The organism is Lysinibacillus sp. NPDC092081, assembly GCF_044755845.1.
GTDB lineage: Bacteria > Bacillota > Bacilli > Bacillales_A > Planococcaceae > Lysinibacillus.
Genome location: NZ_JBIVRU010000003.1, coordinates 191341 through 209738 on the forward strand (window position 1 = coordinate 191341; position 18398 = coordinate 209738).

Genomic DNA, 18398 nt, shown 5'->3' on the forward strand with positions numbered 1-18398 from the left:
GGAGAAGGTAAATGAAAGACTTAGAAAAGCTTTTGTGTAAGCTTCTATTGGTTCAGCTTAAATCAATCGGACTATTTAAGCTGAACGAAAATGTGTTAACAGAATTTAAAGCAGAGATGAATTTTCAAGATATGTATAGTAGATGGCTTGATGAAAGTATTAGAATTTTAGATAGTAATCAGTATGTTAGATACAATAGTGCCTCTTCTACAGTGACAAATTTATTAATAGAGGAAAGAGAGAATGCGTGGGAAGAGTGGGAGCAACAGAAGGAAGGGTGGTTAAAAGATCCAAATATGACTGCTCAAGTAGTCTTAGTGGATACAACTCTTAGAGCTCTACCAAAAATTCTTCTAGGAAAGGTACGCGCCACTGATATTATATTTCCGAACTCCTCAATGGAATTAGTTGAAGGTATCTATAAAAATAATCCAGTTGCAGATTACTTTAATGATATACTTGCTAGTTGTGTTTTTACTTATATTCAAGAACGAGTAAGATTAGATTCGTCAACACAAATTCGAATTCTTGAAATTGGAGCCGGAACAGGCTCAACTAGTGCTAGAGTATTTCAAAAGCTTCAGCCATATCAAAAATATATAAAGGAATATTGCTATACAGATGTTTCAAAGGCTTTTCTCATGCATGCGGAAGAGGAATACGGCACAAACGTTCCTTACCTGACCTATGAACTCTTAAACATAGAAGTGCCTATCGCGGATCAGAATATCCGCGTAGGAAAATATGATATAGTCATTGCAGCGAATGTGTTACATGCCACTAAAAATATCAGAAAAGTATTACGGAATACAAAAGCTGTCCTAAAGAAAAAAGGTACCATCCTATTAAATGAAATGAGTGAAAATTCTTTATTTACACACTTGACATTTGGACTATTGGAGGGGTGGTGGTTGTATGAGGATTCAGAGTTTAGAATTCCAGGTGGGCCTGGATTAACACCGAACTCTTGGAAAAAAGCATTAGAAAGTGAAGGGTATAGGTCAGTCCTTTTTCCAGCACAGGATGCCCATGGGTTAGGGCAGCAGATTATTATTGCCGAGAGTGATGGTATAGTTCGACAAAAACAAGAATTGAATAGCTACCCTACAATTACCAATCCAATTAAGGAACCTTCTCTTGATAATGACTGTGTAACAATTCAAGGCGAAATTACACAGGACGTACTAAAAGAAGAGGCTACTGTGTTTATAAAAAATTTAGTAGGAAAAACATTGAAAATTCCAAGTCAAAAAATTAATTCTCGAGATCCTCTTGAAAAATACGGAGTAGATTCTATTCTTATCGTTAAAATGACCAATGCTCTACGTAACTCATTCAAAAATATTAGTAGTACAGTGTTTTTTGAGTACCGGTCAATTGACGAGCTAGTAGATTATTTAATAAGTACTGAGAAAGATTCATTGTCAATGCTTTTAGAGATTGAAGACCAAAAGATATCCGATATAGTTCCTAATAATCCGAATAAATCTATAATATCTCATCAAAATCCAGAGTCACAAAAATCTAATCGTTTTCTTCAATTCTCCCGTCAGAAATCCGAAGAATTACAAACCCAAAATTCCTCTATTCAAGATGTTGCCATAATTGGTCTATCGGGGAGATATCCAGAAGCAGATGATATTTATGAATTTTGGGGAAACTTAAAAAGAGGGGAAAATTGTATTACGGAAATTCCAAATGATCGTTGGAATTGGGAAGAGTACTTTAATAAGGAAAAAGGAAAAAGGGGATCGATTTATACAAAATGGGGTGGATTTGTTAAAGATATTGATAAATTTGATCCTTTATTTTTTCATATCGCTCCAAGAGAAGCTGAGTTGATGGATCCTCAAGAACGATTATTTTTACAAGAGGCTCATTCTAGTATTGAAGACGCAGGTTATACACCAGCATCTTTATGTAATAGTGGAAAAGTTGGTGTGTTTGTTGGAGTTATGAATGGCTACTACCCTTCAGGTAGTAACTTTTGGTCTATAGCGAATCGAGTTTCTTATCTTTTAGATTTCCAGGGTCCTAGCATAGCAGTTGATACAGCTTGCTCATCTTCTTTAACAGCAATTCACTTAGCCTTGGAAAGTATTTACACAGGGACGAGCGATTGTGCAATTGTAGGTGGGGTTAACCTAATTGTTAGTCCTGCACATTATTTGAGATTATCAGCGGCAACTATGCTTTCCACAAGTAATGAGTGTAAATCATTTGGGGATCAAGCTGATGGATTTGTAGATGGGGAAGGTATAGGAGCAATTGTTTTAAAGCCTTTACAAAAGGCAATTGCAGATAATGATCATATTTATGGAGTAATTAAGGGAAGTATGATTAACTCTGGAGGGAAAACAAATGGTTATACAGTGCCAAATCCTAATGCTCAGTGTGAGTTGGTCACAGAAGCACTGAAAAGGGCCAATGTACATCCCAGAACAATTAGTTATGTAGAAGCTCATGGTACTGGCACATCATTGGGAGACCCGATTGAAATTACTGGCTTAACAAAAGCCTTTCAGAAGGAAACAAAGGATTCCCAGTTCTGTGCAATAGGGTCGGTAAAATCTAATATTGGACATTGTGAAAGTGCTGCAGGAATTGTAGGACTTACTAAAGTATTACTACAACTAAAATATGGTCAATTAGTACCTTCCTTACATTCGAAAATATTGAACTCTCATATTGATTTTGATAATTCTCCATTCATAGTACAGCAGGAGCTTACAGACTGGAAACGCCCAATTGTAAATATAAATGGAGAATTAAGAGAGTACCCTAGAATTGCAAGTATTTCTTCCTTTGGAGCAGGTGGTGCTAACGCTCATTTAATTGTTACCGAGTATACTCATAATGAATCGTTAAAGCAGCAGTCTGTGATTGGTGACAGCTGTACACCTGCTGTTATTGTGTTGTCTGCTAAGAATAAGGATAGATTAAAAGCATATGCCAAAAATGTGATGAGATTTTTAGAAAATTCTTACCAAGAGGAACAACGCAAAAGCTTACAAGAAATAGCCTATACATTGCAAGTAGGCCGAGAAGCTTTTGAAGAGAGATTGGCGTTAGTAGTGTTTAACTTAAAAGAACTAATAGATAAGCTACACCTATATTGTGACGAGAAAAATCATATTGATAAGACTTATTATGGTAATGTAAGTGAATCAAAAAATCAATTGGATTTTTTAAGTGGAAAGACAGGACAGGAATTTATTAAGCTTGCTATTCGAGAGCAAGATTTTCATACAATTGCAAGCCTATGGGTAACAGGTGTAAACGTACAATGGGAGTTGTTGTATACTCATCAAAAACCGAAAAGAGTTTCTTTACCGACCTATCCTTTTGAGAAAAAACGATATTGGATTACGGAAGCTTTCGAGAGTCCTCTAGAAGATAGATCAAGGGTAGACGTTAGGCTAGGAGAATTTCTGGAAACAATTCCTTCCGAAATTAAAACAATAGATAATGAAATAATGTCTTTTTTAAATAGAACGGATAGTAACGGTGATTTTGTTTCGATGCAAAAGTTTCTAAGTGCAATGACACAACTTGAAGAAATGAGTCATTATATGTTGTTAAACGTTTTTCAAAGGATAGGTGTATTTCACGAAGCTGGAGAACAGTATTCAAAGTTTCAACTAAGAGACAAATTACAGATAAGCCCATATTATCAAAAACTCTTTGAAACATTATTGAGTATAACGGAAAAAGCAGGCTTCATTCGCTTTGAGAATGATATCATTTTCACTACTAATAAAATGACAAGCAATGAAGTGAGAGAAAATATAGCAAATCTAGAAGAGAAAGTGAGTCGGCTTATCGAAGCTTATCCTGAGATAGAGGATTATGCACTCTTATTGAAGAATTGTTTTGAGAATTACCATTCAATTCTTACAGCTAAAAAGGACTATAAGGAGGTTATGTTTTCTAATGGTTCTGGAGAGTTGTTAAAAAATATCTTTAATGGAAATTTAATTGCAAAATATTATGAAAGATTAACAGGACGTTTGATCACGAGCTATGTCAAGCAAAGAATTTCAAAAGATCCAGGAGCAAAAATTATAATACTTGAAATAGGAAGTGTATATGGAGCTCCTAGTCGTTTTGTATTGGATAATACTAAAGAATACCATCAAAATTTATCTTATATTTTTGCTAACAGTTCTAATGAGGTAGCAGCTTGGCAAAAACAACAATACGAAAAAGATTATCCTCATTTTAGTTATAAAGAGCTTAATATTGAAAACTCTTTGGAAAAACAGGATTTTAAAGTTAATGATATTGACTTGGTATTTGCTAACCATACATTATTTGCTACAAAGAATATTAGTACTACATTAAACCAAATTAAGCGATTACTAAAAACTAACGGTTTACTTTTTATTAATGAAATAACTCAAATAAAAGATTTCATCACCATGATTTTTGGTTTAGCGAGTCCTTGGTGGGACTCTGACGATGAAGATAACCGTTTGAATGGTTCACCATTGCTCAGCTTTACAAGATGGAGACAGTTACTAGAAGAGGTAGGATATAGGAGAGTCCGGATTGCAGGCCCGATTGGAGTAGATACGACTTTTCAGACTGTATTGATAGGAGAAAGCGATGGGCAAGTACTAGTTAAGGATCATAGCAGTTTAAAAAATGGAAGCGAGCAAATTTGTCAAGAAAATACAAATGTTGTTGCGTTGGAAAGTGATGAACCAAAAAACACATTCGAAAGTATGATTGCTGATATTTGGAAAGAGGTGTTAGGAGTCGAACAATTAAGTGTAGATGATAACTTCCAGAAAGTTGGTGGTGATTCGATCATGACCACTCAAATTATCTCAAGAGTAAAAAGTAATTTTCCATTTGAATTAAATTTAGAAAGGTTATTTGGAGTTTCTACCATTGCTGAAATGGCAGAAATTCTCGAACAAGAACTCATTGACAAAATTGAGGATTTGCCTGAAGAATTTATTAAAGAACAACTCGACATCTATTAAAAAAACATAATAATTGGAGATCCCTGAATAATGGCGCGTATATATCGTTGTCTATTCAGGGATCTTTAATATGCAAGGAGGAACTAACTATGTCCAACAATAATATTGTAGAACGAAGATCGAAACTCTCGCCAGAAAAATTGGCATTATTAGAAAAGCTAAAGGGTTCAAAGGCTTCAGTAAACCAATTGACTATTTCAAGTCGTTTAGAGACAAATAACATTCCCCTTTCTTTTGCGCAACAGAGATTATGGTTCTTGAATCAGCTAGTCCCTAATAGTCCTGCTTATAATGAAACTTTAGCTTTTCATCTATCAGGTAATGTGGATGTACAAATATTAGACAAAAGTATTAATGAAATTATTCGTCGTCATGAAAGCTTACGGACTATATTCAAAAGTATTAATGGGCAACCATATCAAGTCATTGAAACAATGGCAAATGTAACATTAAAAAATATAAATTTAATGGAGTTTGAAAAATCGGAAAGAGAATTGATATATGAAGAGATGGCAAAGGAAGAAGCGAGTTACATATTTGACTTGTCTAAAGGTCCGCTTCTACATGCTACATTGTTTCAACTGGATAATGATAAATACATTCTCTTACTAAATGTACACCATATTGTAATTGATGGCTGGTCGATGGGAGTTTTCTTGAAGGAGCTAGTGACATTTTATAAATCTTTCTTGAAAAATGAACCATCTCCGCTAGCTGAATTACCAATTCAATATGCTGACTTTTCCTCCTGGCAACGGAAGTGGTTACAAGGAAAAGAACTCGAGTCACAGCAAAGTTATTGGAGGGAAAAATTAGGGAAAGAAAAAGATGTTTTTGAATTACCAGCTGATAGAAGAAGACCACCGATACAAACATTCAATGGAAATAGATTGAAATTTCAATTACCATCGTTACTATCAAAATCAATTAAAGAACTAAGCGAACAAGAGAATGTTACTTTATTTATGGTAATGTTAACAGCTTTAAAAATTTTACTTCAACGATATACTAGTCAAGATAATGTAATCGTAGGTACTCCTATTGCCAATCGCAACAGGATTGAAATTGAAAATTTAATTGGTTTTTTTGTAAATACTTTAGTATTAAAAACTGAGTTCTCCGGAAATCCAAATTTTATAGAAGTCCTAAAGCAGGTCCGGGAGGTAGCCAATAGTGCATATATGCATCAAGATGTCCCATTTGAGGTATTGGTAGATGAATTACAACCTGAAAGAGACATGAGTAAAAATCCTCTCTTTCAGGTTTGCTTCGCCTTACAGAATTTCCCTTGGCCGACGGAATCAGTAATGTCGGAATTAGATTTTTCTTTTGAAAAACTTGAAATAGTTAATAATAATACTTCTAAGTTTGATCTTTGGATACAACTAGTTGATAAAAATCAGTTCCTAGAGATTGAAGTAGAGTATAATACCGATATTTTTGATGAGTCTACAGTTAGAAGAATTTTAAATAGCTATGAGATCCTTCTAGAAGGAATTGTAGAAAATCCCTATCAGAATATATCCCATCTGCCAATTTTGACTGCAGATGAGCATCAAAAGCTGTTAGTGGATTGGAATGATACGGCAGTTCAATATCCATTGAAAGATATGTGCCTTCACGAGCTAATACAGTTACAAGTTAAGAACACACCAAACTCTATAGCAGTGAGATTTGAGAAGGAACAACTTACTTATAAGGAGCTTGATCAACGAGCTAATCGATTGGCAAATTATCTAGTCAAAAAAGGTGTAGGACCGGAAATAGTCGTTGGCATTTGTATGGAGCGCTCATTAGAGATGATTGTTGGAATAGTAGGAATTCTAAAAGCAGGTGGTGCTTATGTACCTTTAGATCCTACAAATCCAAAGGAACGCTTAGCTTTTATGATGTCAGATGCTAATCCTCCATTAATTTTAACTCAAGAACGATTATTACCAATTCTTCCGGAACATGAATCACAAGTAATATGCCTTGATTCAGACTGGGGGAATATTGCTCAGGAGGAGGAGAATCCACTTGAAAATAGGGTTAACCATAATAATCTAGCTTATATCATTTATACATCAGGTTCTACTGGTAAGCCCAAGGGTGTTATGATTACGCATAAAGCAATTGTTAACAGAATTTTATGGATGCAAGAAACCTATCAAATAAATGAGAGTGATCGAGTTTTACAAAAGACTCCATTTAGTTTCGATGTTTCGGTGTGGGAGATTTTTTGGCCGCTTGTGACAGGTGCGTGTATGGTAGTAGCGCTTCCAGGAGGCCATAAAGATGCAAGTTACTTAGCTCGTATAATAACGGAGGAAGAGATTACAACTATTCATTTTGTTCCATCGATGCTTCAAGTATTCCTTGAAGAAAAAGATATTGAACGTTGTATTACATTAAAGCACGTAATTTGTAGTGGAGAAGCATTGTCCTATTCGACTCGAGTACAGTTTCATCAACTTTTTGACGTTGAATTGCATAACTTATATGGACCAACAGAAGCAGCGGTGGATGTTACCTCTTGGGTTTGCCGGAAAGAGAGTTCTCAGAAAGTAGTACCAATTGGTCGACCTATAGCGAATACACAGATTTATTTACTCGACAAGAATTTAAATCCTGTACCAGTAGGAGTGCCAGGTGAGTTGTTTATTGGTGGAGTACAATTAGCTCGCGGGTATTATAATCGACCAGAACTAACAGAAGAGAAATTTATCCCGAATATTTTTACCAAAGATACAGGTGAAAGGCTTTATAAAACAGGAGATTTGGCTCGCTATTTGCCAGATGGAAACTTAGAGTTTTTAGGTAGGATTGATTTCCAAGTTAAGGTGAGAGGTTTCCGTATTGAACTTGGTGAGATTGAAGCAGTTCTTGAAGAGCATCCAAAAGTACGAAAGGCTACTGTATTGGCCAGAGAAATAGAGAATGTACCAGAACATAAGCAACTTATAGCGTATGTAATGCCTGATCTGGAAATTGAAGAAAAAATAAGAAATATGAATAATGATGGATTACCTGCTGCTCAAGTTAAGGATTGGCAAAATGTTTTTGATAAGGCTTATGTAAATAATACAAAGTCAGAAGCTGATTTTAATATTACAAGTTGGAATAGCAGCTATACAGGGCTTCCTCTTCTAGAAGAAGAGATGCGTGAATGGGTCAACTTCACTGTTAAACGCATTCTATCTTTAAAACCAAAAAAGGTAATGGAAATAGGATGTGGTACAGGGTTACTCTTATCCCGAATTGCTCCACATTGTGAAACATATTTGGGAACGGATTTTTCAAAAACAGCCTTAGATTATATTGATGAGTTTTTGTTAAAGGATAGACAGGATTTAACTCATGTTCAGTTATTTGAAAAGAACGCAAATGATTTTAGTGATTTTAATAAAGGAGATTTTGATACCATTGTTCTCAATTCTGTAGTTCAGTATTTCCCTGATGCAAATTATTTATTGAACGTGTTGAGGAAGTCTGTAGAAGTTATAAAAGATACTGGTTCTATCTTTGTAGGAGATGTTCGTAGCCTACCTTTACTAGAGGTCTTTCATTCTGAAGTAGAACTAGAGAAAGTATCTTCTGGGTTATCTATAAATCAATTTAAGCAACGAGTACAGAAAAGGTTAGCTCAAGAACAGGAATTGGTTATTGATCCAGAGTTTTTCTTTGCTCTCCAAAAGGAATTTCCAGAAATTAGCTATGTTGATATTCAATTGAAGCGTGGCAGTTATCATAACGAATTGACGAAATACCGTTATGATGTCATTCTTCATATTCGCAAAAAGGTAGAATATATCAATGAAGTTTCATGGATAGATTGGCAAGAGGCAGATATACAGATAGAGGATATTCGTAAAAAACTAATAATGGATAAACCAAAGGTTATGGGTATCACCGGTATATTTAACTCACGTTTGAAATTAATTAATAATATGTTATCACAAATAACAAATAGTGATTATTCAGAGGACATTGGTAATATGAAATCAATGCTTAATCAGAACAAAGAAGGGAATGAAATGGATCCAGATGAATGGTACAAATTAGGAGGTGAACTGAATTATAATGTTGATGTTTCATGGGTTGGAGACCAAATAGATGGAAGTTATAAGGTTTTATATAAATATCAAGGAAAGGATGAAGATACAGTTATTGGTGAAAAACCCTATGTTAAGAGGGAATATGAACTAAAGGGGAGTTTAACCAATGAACCTTTAATGGATAGAATTGGTCATCAACTGACACCGGAACTAAGGAGTTATTTAAAAGAAAAGATTCCCGAATATATGATTCCATCATTTTTTATGTTTTTGAGACAATTTGAAATGAATTCAAATGGGAAACTAGACCGTGATGCATTGCCTGCACCAATTTACAAGGTACTAGAAGGAGGAGAAGAATTTGTACAACCAAGATCTTCAGTTGAAACTGTACTAGTTGAAGTCTGGACTGAAGTTTTAGGGTTAGATTACGTAGGTGTAACAAATAACTTTTTTGAACTCGGTGGCGATTCGATCCATAGTATTAGAGTTATTGCCAAAGCAAAACAAAAGGGAATTCAAATCACTCCTCAACAAGTATTTCAATATCAAACAATATCTGAGTTGGCAGAAGTTGTAGATTCAAATCGATTTGAGGAAATGGGAAGTTCGAATGAGAAAGGACTCGTTAGAGTAGATCCCCATAAGTTTGAGCAATTGCAAAAACAATTTCCAAGTTTGGAAGACGTTTATCCTCTTACTGCTATGCAAGAGAATATGCTCTTCCAACAATTGCACAATCCAAAGCCTGGACTGAACATGGTCCATCATATTTTTAATATAAAGGGAAATGATTTTAATATTTCAGCTTTTGAACAAGCGTGGCAAAGTGTTATTAAGAAGTTTCCTCCATTACGTACATCTTTTGTTTGGGATGACGTAGATGAGCCACTCCAAATTGTGCATAAGCAGGCTAATATTCAATTAGACAAAGAAGATTGGAGGAACCTTCTGCCATCTTCACAAGAGAAACGATTAAAGAAATATATTCAAGAACTTAGGGAAATAGGATTTGATCTAAGGAAGGCACCCCATGCCCGTTTAGCTTTGATTCAGGTAGCAGATGATCAACAATACTTTATATACGCTTTTAACTTAATGTTACAGGATGGCTGGAGTTTCCCTATCATTCTCAAAACATTATTTGCTTATTATAGGGCTTTTTCAAAAGGTGAAAAACTATATGTAGAGTCTAAAAAGGATTTTTCTTATCATGACTATATTTCATGGCAAAAAAGCCAAAATCTAAATGATGCTAAGTTATTTTGGAAAAATAATTTAAATTCTTCTCTTTCCTTGCCTTCGTTAGTAAAACATACGGATATTCATGAATCTGATGTTCAGGCTCCATATCTTCAAGAAAGGTTAATGATATCTGAGGAGGTAACAATAGGCCTATTATCCTTAGCGAAGAAGTACCGCCTTACATTGTATACCCTAATACAGGGAGCATGGGCATTATTGTTAAGTGAAAAAAGTGGTAGGAAGGACGTAGTATTTGGATCGATTTTTTCTGGACGTAGTAAAGGGTCTCAAGAAATTGAGCATGGTGTCGGACTATTTTTCAATATGCTTCCTATTCCAGTGCACTTAGAACCGAGCATTCCTTTATTAACTTGGCTACAAAATATACAAGTTAAAACAGTGGAAACAAGCAATTATGAGCATACACCGTTAAGAAAGATATATGAATGGTGCGGAAAAAGAAGAGACCATCTGTTATTTGATAGTTATCTTGTGAGCGAGCAGCTTCCTCAATTAATGTCCGCTGCAAAGGAATTTAATGATTTAGGAGGTACAATCACTGAAGGTTTAGCACAGACCGAACATCCATTAAGGGTGGAAATCCTTCTTCTCAATGAGCATAACTTAATAATAAATATAAATTACTACAGACAATACTTTAATTCTAGTGAAGTCTACGGCATTTTGCAGGATTTGCAGATTCTGTTGAAGGAGTTTATCTCTAATCCAGAGCAGAGTCTGAATAAGTTTTTAAATTTAATATAAATTAAAGGATTTTTTTGAGATAGTCTTGTTCAAGTGAGGATATCCTTTTATAGATGAATAAAGCAAATCAATTTGTATTTAATAAAGGCATCTGAGAAGACTTTTTACTGTTAAATAAAATAGTAATAAAGGTGTAATGGTGGTTTGTGAAATGGAAAAAATGTATGAAATATATAAATTAAAAGTAGGTTTTTCAAATCTAGTGAATTTCAGCTATATTATAATTGATACGGTCTCTAAGCAAGCAGCTATTGTAGACCCGGCTTGGGATTTAGAATTAATTACAAGGACATTTATTGAATTGGGAGTAGAACCAACAACAATTTTATTAACTCACTCTCACCATGATCATGTCAATATGGTTCAACCTTTAATGAAGAGATTTGACATGCAAGTTTATATGTCAGCAAAGGAAATCGAATACTATAACTTTAAATGTCGAAATTTAAATCCAATACAAGATTTAGAACGCATTTACGTAGGACAAACTCAGGTATCATGTCTATTGACACCCGGGCATACAGCTGGAGGGACTTGTTTTCTTTTAACTGATAGTTTGTTTACTGGAGATACAGTTTTTATTGAAGGGTGTGGAATTTGCGACACTGAAGGTGGTTCACCTGAACAAATGTTCGAAAGTATACAAAAGATTAAAAGAACGGTCAATCAAAATGTTCGCATTTTCCCAGGACATTCCTATGGTAAAGAACCGGGATATCCATTGAGTTACCTTTTGGAAAATAATATTTATTTTGCAATAGACAAAAAAGATCAGTTTATTAAATTTAGAATGCGTAAGAATCAAAAAAATCTCTTCAAGTTTAGATACTAAGTGCTTTTCTTTCATTGATAGCTTTGGGGTTTAACTTGTCTTTTCAGAAATGACGAATGAATAATCCGATTACTCATGAAATAGTAGTGAGTAGTCGGATTTTATTTTTAAAATGAAAATATTTAAGCTTCTGAAAAAATTAATTAATTAATTTTGTGATAAAGGGTGGTAGTAAAATGACAACATTCGTTTTTCCTGGTCAGGGATCTCAATATAAAGGGATGGGCGGAGAACTCTTTGATGAATTTCGAGAACTGACTAAAAAAGCAGATGAAATTTTAGGTTATTCGATTAAAAGCTTATGTTTAGAAGACTCTAATCAGCAGTTAAGCAAAACTCAATTTACACAACCTGCTTTATATGTAGTGAATGCCCTAAGTTATCTCAATAAAATACAGGAATCTGGGAAAAAACCACAGTATGTAGCGGGACATAGCTTAGGAGAATATAATGCACTTTTTGCAGCAGGGGTATTCGATTTTGAAACAGGGTTACGATTAGTAAAAAAGAGAGGAGAATTAATGAGCCAAGCCGTCAATGGTGGTATGGCTGCAGTATTAGGATTAGATATTGAACAAGTGCAACAGGTTCTTAAAGAGAATGGACTTCTAGGTATTGATATTGCAAACCAAAATACAAACTCTCAAATTGTAATTGCAGGACCAAATTCGGAAATCGAGAGAGCAGATTTGTTCTTTGAGAATGCCGGAGCAACAATGTATATTCCGTTAAATGTGAGCGGTGCTTTTCATTCGCGTTATATGGATAATGCTAAAAATGAATTCAGGGACTATATAGAACAATTCGACTTCTCTGAAATCAAAATACCTATTATTTCAAATGTTAACGCAAGACCATATAATCAATCAGACATTAAAGCAAATCTTATTAAACAAATTACACATTCTGTTAAATGGGCTGATAGCATTCACTATTTAATAAGATTAGGGGAAACAAAAATTGAAGAGATTGGACCTGGGAACGTTCTTACCAAGTTAATAGAAAAGATTCTAAAGGAAATACCTCCTATTGTAATATCCAAGGATGAAGAAAAGCAAGAGAATAAAGAAGAGCAACTAAATAAAGAAAATATACCTACACAACAAGGTGTAGAGAAACAAAATCTCAATATTACCGCGTCATCCTTAGGAGATATTGAATTTAAAACGGAATATAATCTTAAATACGCTTATTTGGCTGGGGCGATGTACAAAGGAATTTCATCAGAAAAGATGGTAATTAAACTAGGTAAAGCAGGGATGTTAGGTTTCTATGGAACTAATGGGATAAGCCTAGAAAGAATTGAAAGAGCTATTCAAATTATCCAACATGAACTAAATAATGGAGAGACTTACGGCATGAACTTACTACATACTCTTCTTGATACGGAAAAGGAGAATAAAATTGTAGACCTATTCCTAAAATATCAAGTACGGATTGTGGAGGCTTCATCCTATGTAAATATAACTCCAGCTCTAGTGAGATACCGTTTAAAAGGACTGGAACGCAAAAATGATGGCACTGTTATTTGTAATAATAAAATTATTGCCAAAGTATCTCGTCCAGAAGTTGCTAAAGCCTTTTTAAGTCCTGCTCCGAAACGGATTATCGAAAAAATGATCCAAGAAAATAAGATAACTCAGGAAGAAGTTGATATGTTAAAGGAAGTTCCGATGGCAGATGATTTATGTGTGGAGGCTGACTCTGGAGGACATACTGATCAGGGCGTAGCATATGCTTTAATGCCAGCTATGATTAGATTGAGAGATGAAATGATGAAAAAGTATGAATACAAGAAAAAAATAAGAATTGGAGCTGCTGGAGGAATTGGGACACCTGAAGCAGCAGCAGCAGCTTTTATACTAGGTGCTGGTTTTGTTGTCACAGGTTCCATTAATCAGTGCTCTGTCGAAGCTAATACTAGTGATACGGTGAAAGAGATGTTACAACAAGCGAATGTACAGGATACGGAATATGCTCCATCTGAAGATATGTTTGAAATGGGTGGGAAGGTTCAAGTATTAAAAAAGGGTCTATTTTTCCCAGCCAGAGCAAATCAGTTATATAACCTTTACCGTCAGTATAACTCCATAGATGAAATAGAGAAAAAAACAAAACAAACAATTCAAGAAAAATTTTTTAACCGGAGTTTTGAAGAAGTTTATGAAGAAGTAAAATCCTACAGTTGTCCCCAGGAAATTGGAAGAGCTGAACAAAATCCAAAATACAAAATGGCATTAATTTTTAAATGGTATTTCAAATATTCTGTTGATTTGGGATTAAATGGTATTAAAGAACATAAAGTTAATTATCAAATTCATTGTGGCCCTGCAATAGGAGCTTTTAATCAATGGGTAAAAGATACTCCCTTTGAGAATTGGAGGAATCGATACGTAGATCAAATCGGAGAAATGCTAATGGAAGAGACAGCCGATCTGCTGAATCAACGTATTAAGTTAATTATAGGATGAATTAAATAAATACTAATAATTCATTCTAATAAATCATATAGAAAATAAGCTGTTTTTACACAAGTATTTCAATATCATATTTTCAAAGCCCTTAATAATTTTTTTGGAGTTATTAAGGGCTCAAAAGTCCGCAAGCTACCTGAAAATACTTTTGGGGTTTGTCATCCCAATTACTCAATTTTTATTTGTAAATTTAGGGGGGAAATAATCGGATAATATACTCAGGTAAGAAAGGTATACTTACAAAAATATTGCGGGAATGGATAAATATTCTCAAGTAGAACGTCCATTATTAGGTGCCTTAGTTAACGAAGTGCGCGTGATCATTACAAAAAAATATTTGAAAAACAGAAGCTGCTAGAACGTGAAGAAATAGACCGCTAATTAGCGGCTGAAACAATTGATGTAACATTACCGGGTAAGCCTGTACGGATTGGAACCGGCATCCTCTTACAGCCGTAATTGAGGAAATTGAAGATTTATTCATAGGTCTGGGTTATTTGATAGCCGAAGGTCCTGAAGTTGAAAAAGATTATTACAATTTTGAAGCATTGAATTTTCAAAAAGGTCACCCTTCACTTGATATGCAAGATTCGTTTTATATTATAGAAGATATTTTATTACGTACCCATACGTCTTCTGTTCAAGTAAGAATACTTGAAAATCAACATGGTAATGCCCCTGCCAAAATCATTTGCCCAGGTAAAGTCTAATGTGGGTTTGCTTTTGGAATCGGAATTGAACGAATTGCTATACTGAGATATGGAATAGATGATATTCGTCATTTCTATACAAATGATATTAGGTTTTTACAACAATTTAGGGAGTTATAAAATAAAAACCTATTATAGAGATATTAATAGTATAGTATTCTTTTTTATGCCTACATTATAATTTTATAGATTCTAGCTTAAGTATAGAAATAGGGAATTGAATTGTGTCTTTTTAAAGGGAGGAGAATCATATTTGGAAGCAATACGTGAGTCAAACGAAAATGAACAGTTTAAAGCTTTTCCTATTTTAATTTCTTTTTTAATTGGTGGTTTTATTGGATTATTTAGTGAAACAGCACTAAATATCGCACTCAGTAATTTGATCCAAATTTTTAATATTACTTCAGCTAAGGCTCAGTGGTTAACAACCGGTTATCTATTAACACTTGGTACTTTAGCTCCTATTTCAGGATTTCTTATCCAGTGGTTTACAACTAGAAAGCTTTTCATTGTATCTCTTAGCTTCTCAATTATAGGTACACTTATAGCTGCACTTGCTCCCAATTTCGAAGTGCTTTTACTTGCGCGAGTAATTCAGGCAATTGGAAGTGGTATACTCCTACCGTTGATGATTAATACAATTTTAATCATTTTTCCATTAAATAAACGGGGGGCTGCTATGGGGATAGTGGGTCTTGTCATTATGTTTGCTCCTGCTATTAGTCCTACTATCGCTGGCTTACTTATCGAGAAACTCAATTGGCATTGGATATTCTGGTTGTCACTTCCTTTTTTATTAATAGCACTCGCTGGTGGAATTTTATTCGTGCAAAACGTAACAACTATTACTAAGCCAAAGATTGACATAGTGTCCATTCTATTATCAACTCTTGGTTTTGGAGGTATTGTTTTCGGATTTAGTAGTGCGGGATCTGATGGTTGGAGTAATATGATTGTAATAATTTCACTAGTTACAGGAATTGTGGCTCTTTTGCTTTTTGGTGTACGTCAACTATCTTTGGAACAGCCTATGATAAATCTAAAGACTTTTAAATATCCTATGTTTGTTATAGGGATACTAATGGTGTTTATATGTATGATGATTATTTTGTCTTCAATGCTACTTTTACCCTTATATCTTCAAATTGGGCTTGGTTTGTCTGCCTTTGCAACGGGTTTAATTTTACTTCCTGGTGGCATTCTTAATGGTATAATTTCACCGATTTCTGGCCGTTTATTTGATAAATATGGACCTAAGTATCTGGTCATCTCTGGTTTTATAATTATTATTGTTGTTCTATTGTTTTTCTCAAAAATAACAACAACATCATCTGAAGGCATAATCATCTTATTGCATACTTTTTTAATGATTGGAATTGCAATGGTTTTAATGCCTGCACAAACAAATGGATTAAATCAGCTCCCACGTCAATTTTATCCCGATGGAACGGCTATCGTTAATACTCTGCAACAAGTAGCTGGTGCTATTGGAACGGCCATTGCAGTAACTATTATGTCGAATGGACAACAGAATTACTTGAAAAGGGCAAAAGACCCTTCAGATTCAAGCGTTTTATCTGATGCTTTAACTGCAGGGGTTCAAAATGCTTTTATTTTTGCTGCAGTAATTGCTATTATTGGTTTAATTATTGCGTTTTTTATTAAATTTGTTAAAACAGAGCATTAGATGTTTTAATACTTCTTTATACAGGAGCCTAGATTATTCAGATGAAAGCCTGAAGAGATAATAAAACTATCTCTTCAGGCTTTTTGATTAAATAGGTTCTATAATATTTTTTTGGGTATTCACACAATTACACGCATAAAAAAAGCACAGATTCACTGATTTATATATACTTGATTTGTCGAGAAACAAGTAATAGTAAGGTGAACTGTGCAAATGAATTTTAACATGAATATACCTGGATTAAAAGATGTAGAGATTACGAAAGTAGAAGAGGTAGGCGATCGAATCGCATTGTATGTACAATTGCCAAAATGTACGCATCAATGTCCAATTTGTAAAAAAGAAACATCGAAGGTTCACGATTACCGTATACAAAAGATCAATCATTTAGAATGGTTTGAACGTTTAACTATTCTTTTTTATAAACGTCGTCGTTATGTTTGTAATTGTGGAAAGCGTTTCTCTGAAAAATCCCCTTTAGTAGATAAATATCAACGTTACTCAAAGGAATGGGATCCAAGTAGTGAGTATACGTGCTATTAAAGCAAAAACATTTAAAGAAGCTGCAGAAGTACTAGGCACATCGACCACGACGGTCATTCGCCGTTTTAAAAAGGTAGCGAATAAACAATTAGTAGAGGGTGTAAGTTTATCAAAAGTGATTGCGATTGATGAGTATAAAGGCGATACAGATGCAGGTACGTATCAGCTAATCATTGCGAATGTGGAGACGCGCGAACCAATGATATTTTACCGAATCGTAAAAAAGAAACAATTAAAAATTACTTAAGTCAGCATGGAGCAGACGTTGAAATAGTGGTCATGGATATGAATCCAAGTTTTAAAGCAGCTGTTCATCAAGCACTAGGTCGACCTGTTATTGTGGCAGACCGCTTTCATTTTAGCCGTTATATCTATTGGGCAATGGATGAAGTGCGCCGACAAGTACAAAAAGAACGGGACAAATACAATCGCACAAAGTGTAAACGTATGTGTCATGTATTTTATAAACGTGTATCTAAATTATCACCAAAACAACAGTGGTACTAACAGCGCTATACAGAAATGTCTGAAACATTAAAAGTAGCCCATGAATTAAAGGAAGCCTATTGTGAATGGTTTGATTGGGCAAAGACAAAGAATGATGTCATAGAAGTGAAGAAGCGATTACTAGCTTTTTACCGTAAGGTAGAAGAGACAAAATTACCAGCTTTCTTAAAAGCGATTCAAACATTGAAAAACTGGCAAGTAGAAATCTTAAGTAGCTTTAGTTTTGATTATTCCAACGGCTTCTTGGAAGGCATTAATAATAAAACAAAAGTGATGAACAAAAAACGTTGCTCAGCCTTTGCAGATTACTTATCCAAAGGTGAAGATTCTTTATATACACTGATACTTTTAAATGCTTCTGGGAATTGGGAAATTCATGCGTATGGGTACAAAGATTTTAGTAAGTGATATTTTAAATTGTTTAAAGTAAGATAGTAGTAAGGTATTTTACACTAAACTCAACTAATCTGATTAGTTGAGTTTTATGTTTATATATATAGCTACTAAAATATTTTAAAGAAGATGTGATGATTAATGGGGAAAATCGCTATTTTATTATATGGATAAGGTTGGTCAAACAATAATAAATATACTTCTAATATCCTTA

At 34.3% G+C, this 18398-nt stretch carries 6 protein-coding genes and 3 pseudogenes; all 9 read left to right on the forward strand.

All coding sequences use genetic code 11. The annotated features are described in order from the left end of the window. Window positions 1-11: 11 nt before the first annotated feature. Window positions 12-4904 (forward strand): annotated as a pseudogene (locus tag ACIQLB_RS08270) (beta-ketoacyl synthase N-terminal-like domain-containing protein); the annotation flags it as partial. Window positions 4905-5080: 176 nt separating this feature from the next. Beyond that, entirely contained in the window at window positions 5081-11038 is a 5958-nt protein-coding gene (locus ACIQLB_RS08275; RefSeq protein WP_400723626.1) for a non-ribosomal peptide synthetase, read from the forward strand. A 151-nt stretch (window positions 11039-11189) separates the two neighbouring features. Beyond that, complete coding sequence (locus ACIQLB_RS08280) at window positions 11190-11870, forward strand: MBL fold metallo-hydrolase (RefSeq protein WP_400723629.1); 681 nt, start codon at window positions 11190-11192, stop codon at window positions 11868-11870. 176 nt (window positions 11871-12046) lie between these two features. Next, a complete protein-coding gene (gene fabD, locus ACIQLB_RS08285) occupies window positions 12047-14341 on the forward strand; it encodes an ACP S-malonyltransferase (protein ID WP_400723631.1) in 2295 nt (764 codons plus the stop codon). Window positions 14342-14550: 209 nt separating this feature from the next. Continuing rightward, window positions 14551-15174 (forward strand): annotated as a pseudogene (locus ACIQLB_RS08290) (tRNA ligase subunit PheS family protein); the annotation flags it as partial. A gap of 133 nt (window positions 15175-15307) precedes the next feature. Further along, the gene (locus ACIQLB_RS08295; RefSeq protein WP_400723634.1) at window positions 15308-16741 is read left to right on the forward strand and encodes a DHA2 family efflux MFS transporter permease subunit; all 1434 of its coding nucleotides are present in this window, start codon (window positions 15308-15310) and stop codon (window positions 16739-16741) included. A 213-nt stretch (window positions 16742-16954) separates the two neighbouring features. Next, window positions 16955-17284 carry a transposase family protein gene (locus ACIQLB_RS08300; protein WP_400723637.1) on the forward strand — a complete coding sequence of 110 codons (330 nt, stop codon included), beginning with the start codon at window positions 16955-16957 and terminating at the stop codon, window positions 17282-17284. Next, window positions 17265-17531: a hypothetical protein gene (locus ACIQLB_RS08305; protein WP_400723640.1), complete on the forward strand. Its 267-nt coding sequence runs from the start codon at window positions 17265-17267 to the stop codon at window positions 17529-17531. Before ACIQLB_RS08300 ends, ACIQLB_RS08305 begins: the two co-directional genes overlap by 20 nt. Then, window positions 17516-18199: pseudogene (locus ACIQLB_RS08310) on the forward strand (transposase). The gene ACIQLB_RS08305 and the pseudogene ACIQLB_RS08310 overlap by 16 nt, the downstream one beginning before the upstream one ends. The last annotated feature ends 199 nt before the right edge of the window (window positions 18200-18398 follow it).